A 21,731-nucleotide genomic window follows, 5' to 3' on the forward strand; every position below is an offset into this window, starting at 1 on the left:
TCGTACGGCGGTGTCACCGACGTTTCGGTAGCGGCACCCGCAGCAGGTCGTGCGCGACCGTCAGCTCCCCGTCGAAACCGGCGTCCCGTGCCTGCCGCTCGAACTCCTCGGGCTCGGTGTAGCGCTGGCTGAAGTGGGTGAGCACGAGATGCCGTACGCCGCAGTCGAGCGCGACCCGAGCGGCCTGACCAGCCGTCAGATGGCCGTGCTCCACGGCGAGTTGGACGTCCTCGTCGAGGAAGGTGGACTCGATGACGAGCATGTCGCAGCCGTCGGCCAGGGCGTACACCCCGTCGCACAGCCGCGTATCCATGACGAACGCGAACCGCTGGCCGCGCCGGACCTCGCTGACGTCCCGCAGGGAGACCCCGCCGAGCACGCCTTCCCGCTGGATGCGCCCGACGTCCGGCCCCTTGATGCCGTGCGCGGCGAGCCGGTCGGGCAGCATGCGGCGACCGTCGGGCTCGACGAGGCGGTAGCCGTACGACTCGACGGGGTGCGACAGCCGGGCGGTCTCCAGCCGGTAGCCACCGGTGTCGGCTATGACGCCGTCGGCGCTGACCGGGGCCTGTGCGAGGTCGACGGTCTCGCGGTAGGCGGTGGCGTAGCGCAGCCGGTCGAAGAAGCGCTGGCCGGAACGCGGGTAGTGGGCGGTGACGGGGTGCGGCACCTTGTCGAGGTTGATCCGCTGGATGACGCCGGCGAGGCCGAGCGAGTGGTCCCCGTGGAAGTGGGTGACACAGATCCGGTTCAGGTCGTGCGCCGCGACTCCGGCCCGCAGCATCTGCCGCTGCGTGCCCTCGCCGGGGTCGAAGAGGATGCCCTCGCCGTCCCAGCGCAGCAGATAGCCGTTGTGGTTGCGGTGCCGGGTCGGCACCTGGCTCGCTGTCCCGAGGACGACCAATTCACGTACGGACACGGTGACTTCGACTTACTCCGAATTGCTTCGACTTATCCGGGGGGCCACTGCAGGCCGCGGCCGCCGAGGATGTGGGCGTGGGCGTGCCAGACGGTCTGTCCGGCGCCGGCGCCGGTGTTGAAGACGATGCGGTAGCTCTCCAGCTTGTCCTCGTCGGCGACGGCCTGGGCCTCGCGCAGGACGTCCGCGGCGAGGGTGGGTTCGGCGGTGGCGAGGGCGGCGGCGTCCCGGTAGTGCGCCTTGGGGATGACCAGGACGTGGGTGGGTGCCTGAGGGTTGATGTCCCGGAACGCGACGGTCGTGTCCGTCTCCCGCACGATCGTCGCCGGGACATGGCCCTCGACGATCTTGCAGAACAGGCAGTCGTCCTGCGGCTCCCCTGCCATGGTCCCTCCGGGGGGTTGGGCGGCGTGGTTTACGGAGGGCATCGTATCGTCGTCGGGTACGGGGGCGTGGGGGTTGATCGCGCCCACGCGGCGGAGCCGCATATCGCTACAGCCCCGCGCCCCTTAGGTGGGCAAAGTGGGCGGCGTTTTTGCCGGACTGGTCTCCAAGCCCTCCAGCGCGATCCGGATCGCCTCGTCCAGTTGTGCGTCCCTGCCCGCCACCCAGTCCTGCGGGCGTTGGACCACCTCCACGTCCGGGTCGACGCCGTGGTTCTCCAGGTCCCAGCCGTAGCCCTCCAGCCAGATGGCGTACTTCGGCTGGGTGATCAGGGTGCCGTCGACCAGCTGGTATCGGCTGTCGATGCCGATCACGCCGCCCCAGGTCCGCGTGCCCACCACCGGTCCCAGACCCAGCGCCTTGATCACCGCGTTGACGATGTCGCCGTCGGAGCCGGAGAACTCGTTCGCCACCGCCACCACAGGGCCTCGCGGAGCGTCCGTCGGATAGCTGTACGGGCGCATCCCGCGCGGTACCTCCCAGCCGACGATCCGGCGCGCCAGCTTCTCGACGACCAGTTGGGAGGTGTGGCCGCCGCCGTTCTCCCGGATGTCCACGACGAGGCCCTCCCGGGCCACCTCGACGCGCAGGTCGCGGTGGATCTGGGCCCAACCCGGCGCCTGCATGTCGGGCACATGGAGGTAACCGAGCCGGCCGCCGGACTTCTCGTGGACGTAGGCCCGCCGGTCCGCCACCCAGGCGTGGTACCGCAGGGGCTGCTCGTCGGCGGTCGGGACCACGACGGCGTGCCGTACGTCCCCACCGCCGGTCGGCGAGATCGTCAGCTCCACCGCCTTGCCCGCCGTGCCGACGAGCAGCGGAGCGGGGCCGGTCACCGGGTCCACCGGCACTCCGGCCACCGCCACGATCGCGTCGCCGGCCCGCACGGCCACCCCGGGCGCGGCCAGCGGCGCCCGGGCCTCGGGGTCGGAGGTCTCGGACGGCAGGATGCGGTCGATACGCCAACTGCCGTCCGGATGGCGGGAGATGTCGGCGCCGAGCAGTCCCTGCCGGGCCCCGCCGCCGTATCCGCCGCGCGCGGCGACGTACGCGTGCGAGGTGCCGAGCTCGCCCTGCACCTCCCACAGCAGGTCGATCAGGTCGTCGTGGGTGGCCACCCGGTCGACGATCGGGCGGTAGCGGTCCAGCACCCCGGTCCAGTCGACGCCGTTCATGTCCGGCCGCCAGAAGTGGTCCCGCATGATGCGACCGGTCTCCTCGAACATCTGCCGCCATTCCGCCGACGGGTCGACCGTCTGCCGTACGCGGGTCAGGTCCACGGTGATGTTCGACTCGCTGTCGTCGTCGCCGGAGGCCCGCCGGTCGCTCGGTACGACCTTGAGGCGGCCGTCGGTCCACAGCAGCAGCCGCTTGCCGTCGCCGCTGACCTCGAAGTGGTCGGCGTCGTCGGCGAGATGCTCGACGCGCCGCTGGAGGAGGTCGTAGCGTTCCAGCTCGCTCTTGGGCTCGGGGTCGTCGGGCGTGGCCCGGGAGGCGCCGAGCGCGCCGCGTACGGGGTGCCGTAGCCACAGCACGCCGTCCTTCGCGGCCCGCAGGTTGGTGTAGCGGGCGGCCTCGACCGGGAACGGCACGATCCGGTCGGCGAGCCCTTCGAGGTCGATGCGCGTGGTGGGGGTGCCCTCGCTGTCGGGCGTCTCGTCCTTGTCGGGCGCGTCGAAGGGGCGGCCGTGCCGCTGCGGGCCGAAGGGGGACGGGGTCGTCGCCGCCAGGGTGATCAGGTGGGGGCGGGAGCCGACCACGAAGGCGAGGTCGAAGACGTGTTCGTCGTAGACCGGGTCGAAGGCGCGCGTCGACAGGAACACCAGGTGCTTGCCGTCCGGCGTGAACGCGGGCGCGTAGTCCTGGAAGCGCAGGGGGGTCGCCTCGGACACCGACAGGTCGGTGGTGTTGGCGAGCTTGAGCTGGCTGAGCGGGCGCGGGCCGGGGTGCGACCAGGCGAGCCAGGCCGAGTCGGGCGAGAAGACCAGCCCGGAGACATCCCCGTCCGCGCTGCGGTCGACCTCGCGCACCTCGCCGCTCTCCCGCTCGACGAGCAGCAGCCGCCCGTCGTGCGCGGCGACCGCCGCCCGGCTCCCGTCGGGCGCCATGGCGAGCTCCAGGACGCGGCCCAGCTGCCCGGCGCCGAGCCTGCGCGGCGTCGTCCCCGGCGCGAGCCCGGTCGCGGGCGCGAACTCCAGGGCGTCGTCGCCCTCCGCGTCCGTCACCCACACCACCCACTCCTCGCCCTCCGCCCGGAAGGTGCGCGGCAGCCGGGCCCGTACGCCGGGCTCGGCGGCGAGCGCGCGGGCGGGACCGGAGCGGTGGGTGACCCAGTGCACGGCGCCCCGGACGGAGACCGCGCTGCCGCGCGCGGTGTGGTCGGGTGCCGCCTCCCCGAACGAGCGGGCGGCGTTCAGCGGATACGGCTGCCGGTCGGTGCGCTGCCCGCCGAGCCGGATGTCGAGCGGGCGCGGCTCGGACCCGTCGAGGTCGTCCAGGAGCCACAGTTGCCCGGCACAGGCGTAGACGACACGGGTGCCGTCGCTCGCGGCGTGCCGGGCGTAGAAGCCGTCGACCGGGGTGTGGCGGCGCAGATCGGACCCGTCGGCGAGGGACGAGTAGACGGCCCCCACCCCCTCGTGGTCGGAGAGGAAGGCGACCCGCTCCCCGACCCACACGGGATACTCGATGTTCCCCGCCAGCTCCTCATGCAGCCGTACGAAGTCCCCCTCGCCCGCGCGGTCGATCCACAACTTGCCCGCCGTACCGCCCCGGTAGCGCTTCCAGCGTGCCGCCTCCAGCCCCATGGGCGCCGAGGCGAGCACCAGGTGGGGACCGTGGACGACATCGGCGACGGGGCCGTACGGCAGCGTGGTGGCCGGTCCGCCGTCCAGCGGGACCGTGTGGGCCCAGGTGCGGCGGCCGCCGGCCTGGCCCTGGGTGCTGATCGCGAGGACCTCGCCGTCGGGGGTCCAGCCGCGCACCCGGGTCTGCCAACTGCCCCAGTGCGTGAGGCGCTTCGAGGGGCCGCCGTCGACCGGCGCGATGTGCACCTCGGGGGCGCCGTCGCGGGTGGAGGTCCAGGCGACGGTCGTGCCGTCGGGCGAGATGCGCGGCAGGCTGACCGGCACGTTGTCGGCGCTGACCCGCCAGGCCCGGCCGCCGTCGAGCGGGGCCAGCCATACGTCGTCCTCGGCGGTGAAGGCGACCAGGTCTCCGTGCAGATGCGGATACCGGAGATACGAAGACGATCCAGGCGTCGCGGACTGAGTCACCCGATCACCATAAACAGGGGCGGCGTCCGGGGACAGGCACTTCGGATCACTTGCCCAACTCAGGTGCCGGTGCGGTCACTTGCCCTCCGGCCAGCAGTTCGGGTGCTGCTTGCAGTAGACGGTCTTGGTGACGGTGACCGTGACGGTGGGCCCCGGCTGCTGTCCGCCGCCGCCCGGGTTGACGGGCGAGGGCGTGGCATCGCAGTTGCCCAGCCCGTTCACGTGGAACCACTCCTTGCCGCCGACCTTGGCGACGAGGTCGCCGCGCACACAGGAGCCGCTGACGGCCCGGGTGATCCTGCCGGTGACGGTGATGTCCTTGCCGTCCTTGGTCTCGCCCTCGCAGTCGACCTTGACCACGGCGTTCTCGCTCGCCGTCGGCGCGGCGGAACCTCCCTTTCCGTCGCCGTCGTACGAGCCCGTGCAGTTGAGCCACTGCACGTCGGCCTTCTGCCGCTCCAGCTCCGCGGTCACCGTCTGGTCGGTCGTGAACGCCACGGTCGCACTGCTCAGCCCGCCCGGATCACACGCGACCGCCCCACCGACGGCGACCACGGCGAGACCCGCCACGCCTGCGACGCGTACACGCGTGCGCTCCGTGCGACCGGTGCGACCGGTGCGACCCCAAATCCTCCTGAACGCCCCCATGGAGGGCAGCCTGCCACTGTCCCCGCCGACGCGGTAGGGCACATACGGCCACTCCCTGCTCGCGCACGGCACAATCGAGTGTTGCCCGATCCCCCCTGCCCGGAGGACCGTTGCCCCCCTCGCGGATCCCCGCCCGCGCCCTGCCCGCGCCACGCACCTCGGACGACGCCGATCAGGCCGGCGTGGACCCCGTGACGGACCCCGCGGGGCCACCCGCGCCGGCGCCGGGTGCGGATGCTCGTCGACGTGGTCGACCATCCGGATGAAGTGGCGTATGTGTCGGCCCTGTTCGAGGAGCGCGGCTGGGCCGTACGCCCGGCGGAGGCCGACGAGGCGGCGCCCGGCTTGGCGCACCGCGCCACGCTCGTCGTCGAGGTCCGGCTGCACGGAGCCCGCCTCGGCGCCCTGCGCACGGCCACCCTTGAGGTGGAACGGCTCGCCAGGCAGGCCGAGTTGGGTGCATGGGTGCGGGACGCGGCGCTGGTCGAGTACGAGCGGCCGGCCCGCACGACGTACTACGTGCACCGCGCGCTGCCGACGCTGGGGCGGGTGTGGATCTGGCTGGGCGGTGCGGACGAGCAGCGTGCCGTGACCGTGCCGGCCGGTCCGCGCTCCCGTCAGGAGGCGGCGGCCGAACTGGCGGCGCGCCCGCTGGGTGGCCGCCCCTTCGATGCCGAGGCGCACGGGCTGCGGGTGCCGGGCCACTCGGACGCGGACCCGCCACGCGACGAGACCCCGCACGAGCGCCGGGTCCGGCTGGTCTGGCTGGCGGCGGGGGTGGCCGGCGTCGTCCTCGCCGTCCTGTGCGGCATGTACGTCGTCTGGGCAGACGGGGCCTGGAAGCTACTGCCCGCACTGCTCAGCCCGGCGGGGGCGCTGCCGCTGGGCCGCACGCTCAAGGAGACGCGGGCGAGTGGCCGCGGGGTCCAGTGGGCCGCCGGAGTCGCGGGCACCACCGTGCTGGCCGCCTTCGGGGCCTTGGTGGGCCAGGGCACCGAGCCCCGGGTGCTGTGGGCGGGTGCGCTGGTGCTTGCCGTCGGTGTGTTCACGGGCGCGGGCGTGGTCCTCGCGCTGCGCCGCACCGTCTTCACCCGGCACGCCGCCTGGCTGGTGCCGCTGTCCGTGCCGGTGCTGTGGTCGATGGTGGGCTGGCTGGGCCGGCAGATGCACGACGCCTACCTGGACCGGTTCGACATCCGCGTGGAGGCGGTGCCCACGGCGAGGCTCGGCACTTACCTGGTGGCCGCCGAGCCGATGGGACTCGCGCTGGGCAGCGCGCTGTTCTTCGTGGCGATCGTGGGCTGGCTGCGCCACTTCCATCTGGGCCGGGACGCCAGCAACCGCTTCTTCGCCATCGTCCTGGCCACGCTGGTCATAGTCGTCTACGCCCTGAGCGCGGTCGCGCTGGGCACCGGGCAGGCGGCGAGCGCGGCCGGCCGGGCCGCCGAGAACGTCGCCCGTGGGGGCGCCCACCCGCCCGACTACTTCGGTGTCTTCGGCCACTTCATGTGCGTAAGCCCGGTGGACGCCGCCGAGCCCCTGGCGGTGGAGAACGGCCCGGCTCCCCTCGACCACCCCGTGGTCTCCTTCGGCGCCACCGGCGAGTGGATCTGGCTCTGGGACCCGGCTCGCAACAACGGCAAGGTCCAGGAGTCCTTCGCCGTCCGCCGCGAGGACGTCCAGCTCATCCCCGCGAAAAACCCGGAGAACAAGCGCTGCCCGGCCCCGTAGCGTGGCCGCATGCGTAACGACCGCCGACTGCGAAGGCTCGTCGTGGACGAGCGGACGACATACCTCTGGAGCGTGCGGCACCAGCACGGGGAGGGCGACACGTGCCGCGAGGTCCTCCATCTGACCCTGGACGGTGCGCGTACGCGGATCGTCTTCCGGAAGGGCCCGGGCCGGGCCGTCTCCGACGGCCATTCCTACGTCGGATGCGTGGCGACCGGCCCCGGGAAGCTGCTCAACCTGCGCGAACCCGGTGCCGTACGCGGCCTCGTCGACGAGGCGACGGCCCGCGGACTCCTGCCGGGGACCGGGGAGTTGGACGGCTGGGAGCTGTTCGACGCCGTGCTCAGCCGCGCAGCAGCAGCCACTCCTGCAGCTCCACCAGATTGCCCTCCGGGTCCTTGAGGTGGGCGACGCGCATGCGGTCGGTCATCGGGGCGGGGCCGCGCAGGAGGGTCGCGCCGCGTGCGGTGATCCGCTCGCAGCAGGCGTCCAGGTCGTCCACCCGCAGCACCACCAGGGAGCGGTGCCCGTCGGCGGTGTCGGCCAGTTCGCCCAGGACCTCGGCCATCATCGCCCGGTCCTGAAGCGCGATGCCCGCCGAGCCGACGGCGGGGCTGAACTTCTCGTACGGCCCGTTCGTCGCGCCCGACTGCGGCTTGAGGCCGAGGACGTCGGCGTAGAAGCGGTAGCAGGCGGCGAAGTCGCTGACCAGCAGCCGTACCTGGGCGAGTTCCACGGTGAGCGTCCCTCCGGAGGTCAGGACCAGCGGCCGGTGCGGCCGAGGAGCAGTGCCGTCGCCGCGGTTCCGGCGGTGGACGTGCGCAGGACGGTACGGCCCAGACGGTACGCCTGCGCACCCGCCTCCTCGAAGAGGGCCAACTCCTCGGGGGACACGCCGCCTTCGGGTCCGACGACGAGCACGATCTCGCCCTCGGTGGGCAGCTCGGCGGTGGCGAGGGGCGCACTGCCGTAGTCGCGTTCCTCGTGCAGTACGGCGGCGAAGTCGGCCTTGGCGAGCAGCGCCGCGACCTGCTTGGTGGTGGCCGCGTCCGTCACCTCCGGGAAACGCACCCGGCGCGACTGCTTGCCGGCCTCGCGGGCGGTGGCCCGCCACTTGCCGAGGGCCTTCGCCCCCCGCTCGCCCTTCCACTGCGTGATGCAGCGGGCGGCGGCCCAGGGCACGATCGCGTCGACGCCGGTCTCGGTCATCGTCTCGACGGCCAGCTCGCCGCGGTCGCCCTTGGGGAGGGCCTGGACGACGGTGATACGGGGCGACTCCGGGGGTTCCTCGGCCACCGAGCTCATGTGCACGACGAGCCGGTCCTTGCCCTCCGTGTCGACGACCTCGCACTCGGCCCAGCGACCGTTGCCGTCCGTGAGGACGACGGTCTCGCCGGGCCTCAGCCGCTTGACCGAGACGGCGTGCCGCCCCTCGGGCCCGTCGAGGACGTACCGCCCGCCACCGCCGGCATCGAAGTGCTCGACGACGAAAACGGGAGCTGTCATCGCCCCGCGCCCCCCTTCGGGAAGGCGGACAACGCTGTCGACGCGGCGTCGAGCTCGGCGGCCAGCACCTCCACCAGCTGCCCGGCGGGCAGTTCCCGCGCCATCCGGTGCCCCTGCCCGGCCCACAGCGCCATGCCCTGCGCGTCACCGGACGCGGCGGCCTTCTTGCGCAGCGGCGAGGTGAGGTGGTGGACCTCGGGGTAGGCGGCGGGGGCGTACGGCCCGTGCTCGCGCAGGAAGCGGTTGACGAGGCCGCGGGCGGGGCGCCCGGAGAAGGCGCGCGTCAGCTCGGTCCGTACGAACAGGGGGTTGGTCAGCGCCTGCTTGTGCAGGGCGTTGGCGCCGGACTCCGGGGTGGCGAGGAAGGCGGTCCCGAGCTGGGCGGCGCTGGCGCCGGCGGCGAGCGCGGCGGCGATCTGGCTGCCGCGCATGATGCCGCCGGCGGCGACGAGGGGCAGGCTCACGGCCTCACGGACCTGCGCGACGAGGGACAGCAGCCCGATGCCGGTGCCGTCGGTCTCGGGGTTGTCGCGATGGGTGCCCTGGTGGCCGCCGGCCTCGACCCCCTGCACGATCACGGCGTCGGCGCCGGCCCGCTGCACGGCGAGGGCCTCGTCCGGAGTGGTGGCGGTGACCAGGGTGAAGGTTCCGGCACGCCGCAGCGCCTGGAGCACCTCACCGCTGGGCACGCCGAAGTGGAAGGAGACGACGGGGACGGGATTGTCGAGCAGCACGGCGAGCTTGGCGTCGTACCCGTCGTCCCGCCCGCTGTCCGGGTCCCCCAGCTCGATCTCGTACCAGGCGGCCTCGCCGGCGAGCTGATGTGCGTAGACGTCAACGGCCGCCGCGTCGGCGTACTCGGGCTGCGGCATGAACAGATTGACCCCGAAGGGCCGCCCGGTCAGCCCCCGCAGCTGCTTGATCTCCTGGTACATCCCGTCGGCGGTCTTGTACCCGGCAGCGAGAAACCCCAGCCCACCGGCCTCGGACACGGCAGCGGCGAGCTGCGGCACGGAGACGCCGCCTGCCATGGGGGCCTGCACGATCGGAAGGGGGAAGAGATCGGTCAGCGCGGAGGACATGACGGCATGTTGTCACGTCCCCCGAACAAGTCCGAATCGACCCTTCCCCTTGGCGTAGGCCCACGCATTCCCCAGGGGAACAGCAGGGGCTCAGCGCCCGTTGAAGGCGTCCTTCAACCGCGAGAACAACCCCTGCTGCCCCGGCTGGAACTGCCCCTGAGGCCGCTCCTCGCCCCGCAGCTTGGCCAGCTCACGCAGCAACCGCTCCTGCTCGGGGTCCAGCTTGCTCGGCGTCTGCACCTCGACGTGCACGATCAGATCCCCGCGCCCGCCGCCCCGCAGATGGGTCACCCCTCGCCCGTGCAGCGGAATCGACTGACCGGACTGAGTGCCCGGCCGGATGTCGACCTCCTCCAGCCCGTCCAGCGTCTCCAGCGGCACCTTCGTGCCGAGCGCCGCCGCGGTCATCGGGATCGTCACCGTGCAGTGCAGGTCGTCGCCGCGCCGCTGGAACATCGCGTGCGGCAGCTCGTGGATCTCGACGTACAGGTCACCGGCGGGACCGCCGCCCGGCCCGACCTCGCCCTCACCGGCGAGCTGGATCCGCGTGCCGTTGTCGACACCGGCCGGGATCTTGACCGTCAGCGTCCGACGCGACCGTACGCGTCCGTCACCCGCACACTCGGGGCACGGCGTCGGTACGACTGTCCCGAACCCCTGGCACTGCGGGCACGGCCGCGAGGTCATGACCTGCCCCAGGAAGGACCGCGTCACCTGCGACACCTCACCGCGACCGCGGCACATGTCACACGTCTGGGCGGAGGTGCCGGGGGCGGCCCCCTCACCGTTACAGGTGTTGCAGACGACGGCCGTGTCGACCTGGATGTCCTTCGTCGTACCGAAGGCCGCCTCGTCGAGCTCGACCTCCAGCCGGATCATCGCGTCCTGGCCCCGCCGCGTACGCGAACGCGGACCCCGCTGGGACGCCGTTCCGAAGAACGCGTCCATGATGTCCGAGAAGTTCCCGAAGCCGCCCGCGCCGAAGCCGCCGGCTCCCGCGCCGCCCGCCTGGGACAGCGGGTCGCCGCCGAGGTCGTAGACCTGCTTCTTCTGCGGGTCCGACAGCACCTCGTAAGCGGCGTTGATCTCCTTGAACCGCTCCTGGGTCTTCGGATCCGGATTGACGTCCGGGTGCAGCTCGCGCGCGAGCCGCCGGAAGGCCTTCTTGATCTCTTCCTGCGACGCGTCGCGACGCACGCCGAGAACGGCGTAGTAGTCCGTGGCCACTTACGACTCCGCCAGGATCTGTCCGACGTACCGTGCCACTGCGCGTACCGCTCCCATCGTTCCCGGGTAATCCATGCGGGTCGGTCCGACCACGCCGAGCTTGGCGACTGCCTCGCCGCCCGAACCGTAGCCGACCGACACGACGGACGTGGAGTTGAGTCCCTCATAGGCGTTCTCGTGCCCGATGCGCACGGTCATGCCCGAATCCCCCGCCTCGCCAAGGAGTTTGAGGAGTACGACGTGCTCCTCGAGGGCCTCCAGGACGGGCCGGATGGTGAGGGGGAAGTCATGCCCGAAGCGGGTGAGATTGGCGGTGCCGCCGATCATCAGCCGCTCCTCGTTCTCCTCGACGAGCGTCTCCAGCAGGGTGGAGAGCACGGCCGAGACAGTGCCGCGGTCCTCTATGTCGAAGGCCTCGGGGAGGTCCTCGACGAGCGTCGGCACATCGGTGAAGCGCCGCCCCGCGACCCGGCTGTTGAGCCGCGCGCGCAGATCCGCGAGCGACCCTTCACCGAAGGGCGCCGGGCAGTCGACCATCCGCTGCTCGACCCGCCCGGTGTCCGTGATCAGCACGAGCATCACGCGCGCGGGCGCGAGCGAGAGCAGCTCGACGTGCCGGACGGTGGACCGGGTCAGCGACGGGTACTGCACGACGGCGACCTGTCGGGTGAGCTGCGCGAGCAGCCGAACCGTGCGCGCCACGACGTCGTCGAGGTCCACGGCGCCCTCCAGGAAGTTCTGGATCGCGCGCCGCTCCGGCGGGCTCATCGGCTTGACACCGGCGAGCTTGTCGACGAACAGCCGGTAGCCCTTGTCGGTCGGGATGCGCCCGGCGCTGGTGTGCGGCTGGGCGATGTAGCCCTCGTCCTCCAGGGCAGCCATGTCGTTGCGGACGGTCGCCGGGGAGACGCCGAGGTTGTGCCGCTCGGTGAGCGCCTTGGAGCCCACCGGCTCCTCGGTCCCGACATAGTCCTGGACGATGGCGCGCAGCACCTGAAGCCTGCGTTCACTCAGCATCGCGCGCACCTCCAGTTTCGTCCGCTTGGCGCCTTGCCTGGCACTCTGTCCGTCCGAGTGCCAGCTGTCCCCGGCCCAGTGTACGGCGGCGGGGTACGCAGCGGGCAAGGCCGGTCAGCACCACCGTGCCCGACGGTGGTGTGTTCGTTAGCGTCGCCGTATGAGGGTGACTTGGGAAGAGCTCGGGTGGGAGCGGCTTGCGGCCGGGGTGGGCCGGTGTCGGCTGCCGGGCTGGGACTGCACGGCGGGGCTGGTCGTCGGGGAGGGCGGCGCGCTGCTCGTCGACGCGGGGTCGAGCCTCGCGGAGGGGGTGCGGCTGCGTACCCAGGCGCAGTGGCTGGCGGGTCACCGTGTGACTCATCTCGCGCTGACCCATCCCCACTTCGACCATGTCTTCGGGGCGGCGGCGTTCGCGGGCACGCAGGTGTACGGGGCGGTGGGCCTGGACACGGTGTTCGCGCACGAGCGGGCGGAACTGCGCGCGGACGCCGTACGCAACGGGCTGGACCAGGACGCGGCGGACGAGGCGATCGACGCCCTGGTCCACCCGCACCACCAGGTGAGCGGCGAGTGGACCCTCGACCTGGACGCCGGCCGCCAGGTCCTGCTGGCGAACGTGGGCCCGGCTCACACGGCCCACGACCTGGTCGTGCTCGTGCCGGGCGCTCCCGGCTCTCCCGAGGTGGTCTTCTGCGGCGACCTGGTGGAGGAGTCCGGCGAACCCCAGGCCGGCCCCGACGCCGTACCGTCGCACTGGCCGGCGGCCCTGGACCGCCTGCTGGACCTGGGCGGCGAGGACGCGCTGTACGTGCCCGGTCACGGAGCGGTGGTGGACGCGGAGTTCGTGCGCCGCCAGCGGGACACCCTGGCCGCGCGATTCGGCGTGTCGCGTTGATCTGCGCTCCATGACGGCCGGGATTCTCTTATCGTCACTCGAATGCGCCAGTACTCACCGGACCTGACTCCACCCTGGAAGAAGCCCAAGCCCGTCCCCGAGGTCCCGGCGGAACCGGGCCTGGTGGTGGAGGAGCCCGGCACCGGTTTCTGCGGCGCGGTGATCCGCTGCGAGGCGGGCACGGTGACCCTGGAGGACCGCTTCGGCAAGCACCGGGTGTTCCCGCTGGAACCGCGAGGGTTCCTGCTGGAGGGCAAGGTGGTGACCCTCGTCCGGCCGTCGTCCTCCGCTCCGGTACGTCCCACCCGCACGGCCTCCGGTTCGGTCGCCGTCCCGCAGGCACGCGCGCGCGTGGCCCGCGCCGGCCGTATCTACGTCGAGGGCCGACACGACGCCGAGCTGGTCGAGAAGGTGTGGGGCGATGACCTGCGCGTCGAGGGCGTGGTGGTGGAGTACCTGGAGGGCGTCGACGACCTGCCGTCGATCGTGGCCGATTTCTCGCCGGGACCGGATGCGCGGCTGGGGGTCCTGGTCGACCACCTGGTGCCGGGTACGAAGGAGTGGCGCATCGCGGAGTCGGTGACCAGTGAGCACGCGTTGGTCGTGGGCCACCCGTACATCGACATCTGGGAGGCGGTGAAGCCGTCGTCCCTGGGGATTCCGGGCTGGCCGCGGGTGCCGCGCGGGCAGGACTGGAAGACGGGGGTGTGCCGGGCGCTGGGGTGGCCGTCGGAGAACACCGGGGCGGTGTGGCAGGCGATCCTTCAGCGGGTGGGGTCTTACAAGGACCTGGAGCCGGAGCTGTTGGGGCGGGTGGAGGAGCTGATCGACTTCGTTACGGGTAGCGGTGGGGCCTGACGTTGCTGAAGGTGCCGAATCCGGTGGTGTCGACTTCGAGACCAAAACAGTCCATCGGGACCGGGCAGCCGAACTTGCTCATCCGTTGCACGTGGTACTCGGCTTCCTCGCCACTGCCCTTCGGCTCGGTGAACAGCACGCAGTGCGCCATGATCGGGTCGATGATCAGGTAAGCGTGCACGCCGCTCGCGGCATAGATCGCGCGCTTGACCTCGTAGTCGCGCTCCACGCTGGTTTCGGAGACGACCTCCACCAATGCCGTGACCACCGCCGACGGTACGTATGTCCCTTGATCCGGACCGGCGCCGCGCTCGGTCACCACCACATCGGGAACGGGGGCGCTGACGTGGTCAAGCATGTCGACGCACTGGGTCTGGAGCGGATACCAACGGTCGCGGGGAATCTGGTCCACCGTCTCCGTGACGTTGCGGTTGTGCACCAGACCAGAGCTGCGCGACATCACGATCTCTCCTCGCAGAAGCTCGGCCCTGACGCCCTCGGGCGGCTCCAGTCCCTCGAAGAACTTGATCATCGCGCGATCGTTCACAGCGGCACCCTACGAATCGGGGCGCCGCCCAAACCTGCCTCTGGTTCCGATTCACCCACCGGAGTGATCAGTCCACCAAATCCCTGACCACCGCATCCGCCAACAACCGCCCCCGAAGCGTCAGCACCGCACGCCCCTCCTCATAAGGACCGGTCTGCAAGAGCCCTTCTGAGAGTGCTCGGCGCGAGGCAGTGAGCCCCTCCTCCCTCAGCAACTCCAATGGCACCCCTTCCCGAAGCCGCAGCTCCAGCAGGATCCGCTCGACCCTGCGGTCCTCCTCCGACAGCAGCTCCCGCCCGGCCCCCGGCGACCGCCCCGCCGCCAGCGCCGCCGCATACGCGCCCGGGTGCTTCACGTTCCACCAGCGCACCCCGCCCACGTGCGAGTGGGCCCCCGGCCCCGCGCCCCACCAGTCGGCGCCCCGCCAGTACAGCTCGTTGTGCAGGCAGCGGCCCGCTTCCGAGGTCGCCCAGTTGGAGACCTCGTACCAGTCGAAACCGGCCGCCGTGAACGTCTCCTCGGCGATCAGGTACCGGTCCGCGTGGACGTCGTCGTCCGTCATCGGCACCTCGCCCCGGCGGATACGACGGGCCAGCTGCGTGCCTTCCTCGACGATCAGGGCGTACGCGGACACATGGTCCGGCCCGGCGCCGATCGCCGCCTCCAGCGACGCCCGCCAGTCGTCGTCCGACTCGCCCGGTGTGCCGTAGATCAGGTCCAGGTTGACGTGCTCGAAGCCTGCCGCGCGGGCCTCCGCGACACATGCCTCCGGCCGTCCCGGGGTGTGCGTGCGGTCGAGGATCTTCAGCACATGCTGCTTCGCGCTCTGCATGCCGAAGGAGATCCGGTTGAAGCCGCCCTCGCGGAGAGCGGCCAGATAGGCCGGGTCCACCGAGTCCGGGTTCGCCTCCGTGGTGATCTCCGCGTCCGGCGCGAGACCGAACTCGTCGCGGATCGCCCCCAGCATCCGTACGAGATCGTCGGCGGCCAGCAGCGTGGGCGTACCGCCGCCGACGAAGACCGTGCGGACCTCGCGCGGGTCGTCGCCGAGGACCTTGCGGGCCAGGCGGATCTCGTCGATCAGGGTGTCCGCGTAGTTGTCGCGGGACGCCAGCACCCCGCCGGTGCCGCGCAGCTCGGTCGCCGTGTAGGTGTTGAAGTCGCAGTAGCCGCAGCGGGTCGCGCAGTACGGGACGTGCAGGTAGAAGCCGAGGGGGCGGTCGGCGGAGCCGGCGAGCGCGGACGCGGGGAGCGTGCCGTCGTCGGGGACGGGCTCGCCGTCGGGGAGTGCGGAGGGCATGGGTTCCATTGTCCAGCACCCCGGCGATTCCCTGTCCGGTCGGCTACTCGGCCTGGAGCACCAGCAGTGCCAGATCGTCCTCCGGTGGACGGCCGCTGAACTCGTGCACCAGCCTGCGGATGCGTTCCGCGATCAGCTGGGCGTTCAGGCCCGCGCACCCGGCGAGCGCGGTCGCGAGGCCGTCGCCGTCGTCGAACTGGCGGGAGCCGCTGCGCCGCTCGGTCACCCCGTCGGTCACGCACAGCAGGGTCTCGCCGGAGCGCAGCTCGAAGGTCTCGCTGGTGTACGTCGCGTCCTCGATGACCCCGAGGAGGGTCTGCGGGTGCGCGGCCGTGTGGACCTCGCCGCCCGCGCCCAGCAGCAACGGCAGCGGGTGTCCGGCGGAGGCGAGGGTGCAGCGGATGCCGCCGTCGACGGGACTGAGTTCCCCGTAGAGCAGGGAGAGGAAGCGGGTCTGCGGGCCGTCGCCGGGTGGGACCGGGCCGACGAGGGCGCGGGCGGCGGCGTCGGCGGCCTCCGTGGCGTCGTCGAGGAGGAGCTGGTTGAGGCGGTCGAGGACATCGGCGACGCGGTAGCCCTCGCGGGCGAGGAGCCGCAGCCAGGGCCGTGCGATGCCGATCACCACGGCCGCCTCGGGGCCCTTGCCCTGGACGTCGCCGATGGCGAAGCACCAGCGGCCGTCGCCGGCCGGGAACAGGTCGTAGAAGTCGCCGCTCGGACCGCCCTTGTCGTACGGCTCGTAGACCAGGGCGCTGGCCACCCCGGGGATCTCCGCGACGGCGCCGGGCAGCAGTCCGCGCTGCAGGACCCGGCTGATGGTGGCCTGCCGGGCGTACTGGCGGGCCGCTCCGATGGCGAGGGCCACCCGGCGGCTGAGGTCCTCGACGAGTCCGGTGACCTCGTCGGGGAAGCGCATGAGGTCGGCCCGCCCGATGACCAGCGTGCCCAGCGGGCGGCCACCGGCGATCAGGCGGTACGCGAGCGCCGTGCCCCGCGCCCCGCGCGCGCCGAGCGCCTCGCCGGGCCAGGGGTAGGGGACGGGCCCCGTGCGGTGGCTGTCGGGGGGACTGCGGTGGCTGTCGGCGGGATGCGGCGGCTCCTTCTCCAGGGCGCACCGGAGTTCCTCGATGAGGTTCTCGGAGCCGTGCCAGACGCGGGCGAGCCGGGGTCCGGTGCCCGCGACGACGTCCGCCGCCCAGCCTCCCCCGCCCTCGGCGTCACCGGATCGGGGGTATCCCCACCGCCCGGCCATCTCGTCCTCCAGCCACACCGCGCACCAGTCCGCAAGCCGCGGCACGATCAGCTGGCCGGCGAGGGCGGCGACCAGGTTCTCGTCGAGCTGCCCGGCGAGCAGGTCGGAGGCCTCGGCGAGGAAGGACAGGGCGCCCCGGTTGAGCCAGTCCCGGTCCCGTTCGGCACGCTGGGGTTCGGGGGCGAGGATCTCGGCGACGCGCAGCCCGCGCTCCAGCGCGCGTTCCTCGGCGTACGCCTCGATGTCGTCCCTGGCCGCGATGGGGTCCTCGGCGGGCAGCCGCGCCCACACGATCTTGGCGCCGTGGCGGTAGGTGACCCCCCAGGACTCGGCGAGCCGGGACACCAGCCGCAGGCCACGCCCGTACTCCGGAGTCTCGTACGGCGCCTCGATCTCCGCGTCGCGCGGGGCGCGCGAGGGGTGGTGGTCCAGGACCTCGACGACGAGGGCGCCGGTGTCCTCCTCCAGCCGGCAGGTGAGCTCGACATCGGTGCCGGCGTGCACGACCGCGTTGGTGACCAGCTCGCTGACGGCCACGACGGCGTCGTCGACGAGACGGTCGGTGAGGTGTTCGGTGCCGGGGATGCCGGAGGCGGCCCAGTCGGTGAGGGTGGTGCGCACCAGAGTGCGGGCGGAGCCCGGGGAGAGGGGGCTGCCGGGGAGAATGGTGCGCGTTTCGGGGCACTCTCGCGCATGCGCGGGCACGCCAGAGGCACGGGTGACGGTCTCCCGTTGCGCCGGAATGGCCCCCATGGACAGCTCCCCGAACGGTTCGGACGAATACGCCTCAGTCGACGCCGACAGAGTGACAGACTGGCCACGCCCATAAGCACCGAGTTACCGAAGTGGGCCGCCATGAGTGAGAACCGTGCTACGCGTGTGCTCGAAGACGGACAGAAAGACGGTCAAATTCGAGCATCGGATCTGCGCCCGCTGCTCGCCGCGATGACCGCGGCCCGCGACGGCGACTTCCGCAGGCTGCCGGAGGCCGGTGAGGGAGTGGTGGCCGAGCTGACCGCGGTGTTCAACCAGATCATGGACCGCAGCACCCACTTCAACCGCGAAGTGCAGCGCGTCAAGCGGGAGTTGGTGCGCCACGGCCGACTCGACGAGCGGCTCTCGGCGAGCCCGGGGCAGGGCGACTGGACGACCCGCGTCAACGACGTCAACCAGGTGCTCGACGCCCTGGTGGCCCCGGCGGCGAACGCGACGCGGGTGCTCGACGCGGTGGCCGGCGGCGACCTCACCCAGCGCGTCGATCTGCACGACGGCTCCCGCCAGTTACGCGGCGACCTGCGCCGCCTGGGCCGGGCCGTGAACAAGATGGTCGACCAGCTCTCCCTGTTCACCGGCGAGGTCACCCGCGTCGCCCGCGAGGTCGGCACCGAGGGCCGGCTCGGCGGCCGGGCCAAGGTGCAGGGCCTGTCGGGCAGTTGGCGGGACGTGACCGAGGCCGTCAACACGATGGCGTCCCGGCTGACGGCCCAGGTGCGCGACATCGCCCTGGTGACCACGGCGGTGGCCCGCGGCGACCTGACTCGCACGGTCACCGTCGAGGCGACCGGCGAGCTGCTCGAACTGAAGCTGACCGTCAACACGATGGTGGACCAGCTCTCCGCGTTCGCCGACGAGGTGACGAGGGTCGCCCGCGAGGTGGGCACGGAAGGGCAGCTGGGCGGGCGGGCTCAGGTGCGGGGCGTCTCGGGCGTCTGGAAGGACCTCACCGACAACGTCAACTTCATGGCGTCGAACCTGACTTCCCAGGTCCGCAACATCGCCCAGGTGACGACGGCCGTGGCCAACGGCGACCTGAGCCAGAAGATCACCGTCGACGCCCAGGGCGAGATCCTCGAACTCAAGTCGACCATCAACACGATGGTGGACCAGCTCTCCGCCTTCGCCGACGAGGTGACGAGGGTCGCCCGCGAGGTCGGCACCGAAGGCAACCTCGGCGGCCGGGCGCAGGTCCGAGGCGTCTCGGGCGTCTGGAAGGACCTCACCGACAACGTCAACTTCATGGCGGACAACCTGACCTCCCAGGTCCGCAACATCGCCCTCGTCTCCACGGCCGTGGCCCAAGGCGACCTCGGCAAGAAGATCACGGTCGAGGCGAAGGGCGAGATCCTCGAACTCAAGTCGACCATCAACACGATGGTGGACCAGCTCTCCGCCTTCGCCGACGAGGTCACCCGCGTGGCCCGCGAGGTCGGCACCGAAGGCAACCTCGGCGGCCAGGCGCAGGTCCGAGGCGTCTCGGGCGTCTGGAAGGACCTCACCGACAACGTCAACTTCATGGCGCTGAACCTGACTTCACAGGTGCGGAACATCGCCCAGGTGACGACGGCCGTGGCCAACGGCGACCTGTCGAAGAAGATCACCGTCGACGCGCGCGGCGAGATCCTGGAGCTGAAGGACACCGTCAACACGATGGTGGAGCAGTTGCGCGCCTTCGCCGACGAGGTGACGAGGGTCGCCCGCGAGGTCGGCACCGACGGCCGGCTCGGCGGCCGTGCGCAGGTGCTGGGCGTCTCCGGCGTGTGGCGGGACCTGACCGACAACGTCAACTACATGGCGGACAACCTGACCTCCCAGGTCCGCAACATCGCCCAGGTCACCACCGCCGTCGCCAACGGCGACCTCTCCAAGAAGATCGACGTGGACGCGCGCGGCGAGATCCTGGAGCTGAAGACCGCCATCAACACGATGGTCGACACGCTCTCCTCCTTCTCCTCCGAGGTCACCCGCGTGGCCCGCGAGGTGGGCTCCGAGGGCCAACTGGGCGGCCAGGCAAGGGTGGAGGGCGTCTACGGCACCTGGAAGCGCCTGACGACGAACGTGAACGAACTCGCGTCGAACCTGACCACCCAGGTCCGCGCGATCGCCGAGGTCGCCTCCGCCGTGGCCCAGGGCGACATGTCCCGCTCCATCACCGTGGAGACCCAGGGCGAGGTCGCCGAGCTGAAGGACAACATCAACCTGATGGTGGCCAACCTGCGCGAGACGACCCGCGCCAAGGACTGGCTGGAGTCCAACCTGACCCGCCTCGCCGCCCTGATGCAGGGCCACCGCGACCTGATGGAGGTCGCCGACCTGCTGCTGCGCGAGCTGACCCCGCTGGTGAACGCCCAGTACGGCGCGTTCTTCCTGGCCGACCCGGACGAGGAGGGCGCCGCGCTGCGCACGACCGTTCCGGCGAAGGGACTCGCGTTCATCGCCGGTTACGGCGCGGCCCAGGGCACGACGATCGAGACCGGCGGCCTCCCGGTGCACGGCCTGGTGCGGCAGGCGGCACGCGAGAAGAAGCGGATCCTCGTCGAGGAGGCCCCGCCGGACTACATCAAGATCAGCAGTGGGCTCGGCGAGGCGGCACCCACCAGCGTCGTCATCATCCCGATCCTCTTCGAGGACAAACTCCTCGGCGTGATCGAGCTGGCGTCCTTCTCCCGCTTCTCCGACGTGCACCTGGCGTTCTTCGACCAGTTCGTGAACACCATCGCCGTCGCGATCAACACGATCATCGCCAACTCCCGCACGGAATCCCTGCTCGGCGAGTCCCAGCGCCTGGCCATGCAACTCCAGGAACGCTCCGACGAACTCCAGATGCAGCAGGCGGAGCTGCAACGCTCGAACGCGGAACTGGAGGAGAAGGCAGCCCTGCTGGCGACGTCGTCCCAGTACAAGTCGGAGTTCCTGGCGAACATGTCCCACGAGCTGCGGACGCCATTGAACTCACTGCTGATCCTGGCGAGGTTGCTGTCGGACAACCCGGACGGCCGTCTCTCCGACCAGGAGGTCCAGTTCGCGACGACGATCCACAGGTCGGGCTCGGACCTCCTGCAACTGATCAACGACATCCTGGACCTGTCGAAGATCGAGGCCGGCCGGATGGACGTACGCCCGAAGAGGCTGCCGCTCATCAAGCTGCTGGACTACGTCCACGCCACCTTCCGCCCGCTCACCCTGGACCGCGGGCTCGCCTTCGAGGTGGCGGTCGGCGAGGACGTGCCGCGCGAGATGTACTCGGACGAGCAGCGCCTCCAGCAGATCCTGCGCAACCTGCTCTCGAACGCGATCAAGTTCACCGCGAGCGGCCGGGTCGAGCTGCGGGTGAACCGGGTCAAGGACCCCGAGCACCACTACGTCCGCGAGGGCGACGAGGTGGTCGCGTTCGCGGTGTCCGACACCGGTATCGGCATCGCGCCGGAGAAGCTTCCGGTGATCTTCGAGGCGTTCCAGCAGGCCGACGGCACCACCAACCGCAAGTACGGCGGCACGGGCCTGGGCCTGTCCATCAGCCGGGAGATCGCGGGCCTGCTGGGCGGCCGTATCGTCGCCGAGAGCGAGCCCGGCCGGGGCTCCACGTTCACGCTCTACGTCCCCGTCGTCAGCCCCGGTCACGCGGCGACCGGCCCGGTGCCCGAGGACCGCCCGCTGCCGGTGCCGGAGCAGCTGTCGGCCGAGCGCTTCTCGGCCGCCCACGACGCGGAGGACGCCTGGCCGACCCCGACCAAGCTGGAGGCGTGGCAGACGGGCCGCCCGGGCCGGGTGCTCCCGGGCCGGCGGGTGTTGATAGTGGACGACGACATCCGCAACGTCTTCGCGCTCACCCATGTCCTGGGCCGGGTCGGCATGCCGGTCCTGTACGCCGAGAACGGCCGCGAGGGCATCGAGACACTGGAGCGGAACCCGGACGTCGAACTCGTCCTGATGGACATCATGATGCCGGAGATGGACGGCTACGAGACGATCTCCGCCATCCGCCGCACCCCGCGCTGGGCGGACCTGCCCATCGTCGCGCTGACCGCGAAGGCCATGCCCGGAGACCGGGAGAAATCCATCGCGCGGGGCGCCAACGACTACGTACCGAAGCCGGTGGACGTGGATCAGCTCCTGACCGTCGTCTGCGACCTCCTGGACCCCGAGGGCGCTCAGGCGGAAGGGCGTACAGCGACGCCGGACCACACCGCGGTACCGGGACCGGGCACTTCCGACGAGGAAGAGGTCGTCCCGCCGACGATCACCGAATGAGG

Annotated in this window: 17 protein-coding genes; 5 read left to right on the forward strand and 12 right to left on the reverse strand. The window is 71.6% G+C overall.

Going from position 1 to position 21,731, the window contains the following annotated elements; genetic code table 11:
• Positions 1–13: 13 nt before the first annotated feature.
• From ACTMVF_RS18755 to ACTMVF_RS18770, 4 genes are all read right to left on the reverse strand, one after another.
• On the reverse strand, positions 14–919 hold the full coding sequence (locus ACTMVF_RS18755; RefSeq protein ID WP_441272208.1) for a ribonuclease Z: 906 nt from the start codon (positions 917–919) through the stop codon (positions 14–16).
• A 32-nt stretch (positions 920–951) separates the two neighbouring features.
• Positions 952–1,305, reverse strand: a complete 354-nt coding sequence (locus tag ACTMVF_RS18760) for a histidine triad nucleotide-binding protein (RefSeq protein WP_441272209.1) — start codon at positions 1,303–1,305, stop codon at positions 952–954.
• A 123-nt stretch (positions 1,306–1,428) separates the two neighbouring features.
• Positions 1,429–4,638 carry a S41 family peptidase gene (locus ACTMVF_RS18765; protein ID WP_441272210.1) on the reverse strand — a complete coding sequence of 1,070 codons (3,210 nt, stop codon included), beginning with the start codon at positions 4,636–4,638 and terminating at the stop codon, positions 1,429–1,431.
• 75 nt (positions 4,639–4,713) lie between these two features.
• Positions 4,714–5,286 carry a hypothetical protein gene (locus ACTMVF_RS18770; RefSeq protein WP_441272450.1) on the reverse strand — a complete coding sequence of 191 codons (573 nt, stop codon included), beginning with the start codon at positions 5,284–5,286 and terminating at the stop codon, positions 4,714–4,716.
• A gap of 234 nt (positions 5,287–5,520) precedes the next feature.
• Between ACTMVF_RS18770 and ACTMVF_RS18775 the strand changes: the two genes are divergently transcribed.
• Together ACTMVF_RS18775 and ACTMVF_RS18780 are read left to right on the forward strand one after the other, a co-directional pair.
• Positions 5,521–7,017, forward strand: coding sequence for a hypothetical protein (locus tag ACTMVF_RS18775; RefSeq protein WP_441272211.1), 1,497 nt, complete (start codon positions 5,521–5,523; stop codon positions 7,015–7,017).
• 9 nt (positions 7,018–7,026) lie between these two features.
• Positions 7,027–7,419, forward strand: coding sequence for a hypothetical protein (locus ACTMVF_RS18780; protein ID WP_441272212.1), 393 nt, complete (start codon positions 7,027–7,029; stop codon positions 7,417–7,419).
• Here ACTMVF_RS18780 and ACTMVF_RS18785 read toward each other — a convergent pair.
• The 5 genes from ACTMVF_RS18785 to hrcA form a co-directional block, all read right to left on the reverse strand.
• On the reverse strand, positions 7,361–7,753 hold the full coding sequence (locus tag ACTMVF_RS18785) for a VOC family protein (protein WP_441272213.1): 393 nt from the start codon (positions 7,751–7,753) through the stop codon (positions 7,361–7,363). The genes ACTMVF_RS18780 and ACTMVF_RS18785 overlap by 59 nt on opposite strands.
• 20 nt (positions 7,754–7,773) lie before the next feature.
• Entirely contained in the window at positions 7,774–8,523 is a 750-nt protein-coding gene (locus tag ACTMVF_RS18790; RefSeq protein ID WP_441272214.1) for a 16S rRNA (uracil(1498)-N(3))-methyltransferase, read from the reverse strand.
• Positions 8,520–9,605 (reverse strand): nitronate monooxygenase, encoded by a 1,086-nt coding sequence (locus ACTMVF_RS18795; RefSeq protein ID WP_441272215.1) that lies wholly within the window; start codon positions 9,603–9,605, stop codon positions 8,520–8,522. Before ACTMVF_RS18795 ends, ACTMVF_RS18790 begins: the two co-directional genes overlap by 4 nt.
• 90 nt (positions 9,606–9,695) lie before the next feature.
• Positions 9,696–10,832 carry a molecular chaperone DnaJ gene (dnaJ, locus tag ACTMVF_RS18800; RefSeq protein ID WP_441272216.1) on the reverse strand — a complete coding sequence of 379 codons (1,137 nt, stop codon included), beginning with the start codon at positions 10,830–10,832 and terminating at the stop codon, positions 9,696–9,698.
• Positions 10,833–11,849, reverse strand: a complete 1,017-nt coding sequence (gene hrcA, locus ACTMVF_RS18805) for a heat-inducible transcriptional repressor HrcA (RefSeq protein WP_441272217.1) — start codon at positions 11,847–11,849, stop codon at positions 10,833–10,835.
• Positions 11,850–12,009: 160 nt separating this feature from the next.
• Here hrcA and ACTMVF_RS18810 point away from each other — a divergent pair, with 160 nt between their 5' ends.
• Both ACTMVF_RS18810 and ACTMVF_RS18815 read left to right on the forward strand, forming a co-directional pair.
• Positions 12,010–12,744 carry an MBL fold metallo-hydrolase gene (locus ACTMVF_RS18810; protein ID WP_441272218.1) on the forward strand — a complete coding sequence of 245 codons (735 nt, stop codon included), beginning with the start codon at positions 12,010–12,012 and terminating at the stop codon, positions 12,742–12,744.
• A gap of 42 nt (positions 12,745–12,786) precedes the next feature.
• Positions 12,787–13,602, forward strand: a complete 816-nt coding sequence (locus tag ACTMVF_RS18815) for a DUF3097 domain-containing protein (protein ID WP_441272219.1) — start codon at positions 12,787–12,789, stop codon at positions 13,600–13,602.
• Here ACTMVF_RS18815 and ACTMVF_RS18820 read toward each other — a convergent pair.
• The 3 genes from ACTMVF_RS18820 to ACTMVF_RS18830 all read right to left on the reverse strand — a co-directional run bounded on the left by ACTMVF_RS18820 (position 13,580) and on the right by ACTMVF_RS18830 (position 17,454).
• The gene (locus ACTMVF_RS18820; RefSeq protein WP_441272220.1) at positions 13,580–14,149 is read right to left on the reverse strand and encodes a Uma2 family endonuclease; all 570 of its coding nucleotides are present in this window, start codon (positions 14,147–14,149) and stop codon (positions 13,580–13,582) included. The two genes, ACTMVF_RS18815 and ACTMVF_RS18820, sit on opposite strands and share 23 nt — an antisense overlap.
• Before the next feature lie 67 nt (positions 14,150–14,216).
• A complete protein-coding gene (gene hemW, locus ACTMVF_RS18825) occupies positions 14,217–15,449 on the reverse strand; it encodes a radical SAM family heme chaperone HemW (protein ID WP_441272221.1) in 1,233 nt (410 codons plus the stop codon).
• 43 nt (positions 15,450–15,492) lie between these two features.
• Positions 15,493–17,454 (reverse strand): SpoIIE family protein phosphatase, encoded by a 1,962-nt coding sequence (locus tag ACTMVF_RS18830; RefSeq protein ID WP_441272222.1) that lies wholly within the window; start codon positions 17,452–17,454, stop codon positions 15,493–15,495.
• A gap of 102 nt (positions 17,455–17,556) precedes the next feature.
• Between ACTMVF_RS18830 and ACTMVF_RS18835 the strand changes: the two genes are divergently transcribed.
• A complete protein-coding gene (locus ACTMVF_RS18835; protein WP_441272223.1) occupies positions 17,557–21,729 on the forward strand; it encodes a HAMP domain-containing protein in 4,173 nt (1,390 codons plus the stop codon).
• The last annotated feature ends 2 nt before the right edge of the window (positions 21,730–21,731 follow it).

The sequence above is a fragment of the Streptomyces sp. SD31 genome, assembly GCF_052068475.1.
GTDB lineage: Bacteria > Actinomycetota > Actinomycetes > Streptomycetales > Streptomycetaceae > Streptomyces.

Coding starts and splice junctions, on each gene's coding strand:
- ACTMVF_RS18760 (WP_441272209.1), bottom strand. CDS start 1,305: ATGGCAGGGGAGCCGCAGGACGACTGCCTGTTCTGCAAGATCGTCGAG.
- ACTMVF_RS18770 (WP_441272450.1), bottom strand. CDS start 5,286: ATGGGGGCGTTCAGGAGGATTTGGGGTCGCACCGGTCGCACCGGTCGC.
- ACTMVF_RS18775 (WP_441272211.1), top strand. CDS start 5,521: ATGCTCGTCGACGTGGTCGACCATCCGGATGAAGTGGCGTATGTGTCG.
- ACTMVF_RS18780 (WP_441272212.1), top strand. CDS start 7,027: ATGCGTAACGACCGCCGACTGCGAAGGCTCGTCGTGGACGAGCGGACG.
- ACTMVF_RS18790 (WP_441272214.1), bottom strand. CDS start 8,523: ATGACAGCTCCCGTTTTCGTCGTCGAGCACTTCGATGCCGGCGGTGGC.
- ACTMVF_RS18795 (WP_441272215.1), bottom strand. CDS start 9,605: ATGTCCTCCGCGCTGACCGATCTCTTCCCCCTTCCGATCGTGCAGGCC.
- hrcA (WP_441272217.1), bottom strand. CDS start 11,849: ATGCTGAGTGAACGCAGGCTTCAGGTGCTGCGCGCCATCGTCCAGGAC.
- ACTMVF_RS18810 (WP_441272218.1), top strand. CDS start 12,010: ATGAGGGTGACTTGGGAAGAGCTCGGGTGGGAGCGGCTTGCGGCCGGG.
- ACTMVF_RS18815 (WP_441272219.1), top strand. CDS start 12,787: ATGCGCCAGTACTCACCGGACCTGACTCCACCCTGGAAGAAGCCCAAG.
- hemW (WP_441272221.1), bottom strand. CDS start 15,449: ATGCCCTCCGCACTCCCCGACGGCGAGCCCGTCCCCGACGACGGCACG.
- ACTMVF_RS18830 (WP_441272222.1), bottom strand. CDS start 17,454: ATGGGGGCCATTCCGGCGCAACGGGAGACCGTCACCCGTGCCTCTGGC.
- ACTMVF_RS18835 (WP_441272223.1), top strand. CDS start 17,557: ATGAGTGAGAACCGTGCTACGCGTGTGCTCGAAGACGGACAGAAAGAC.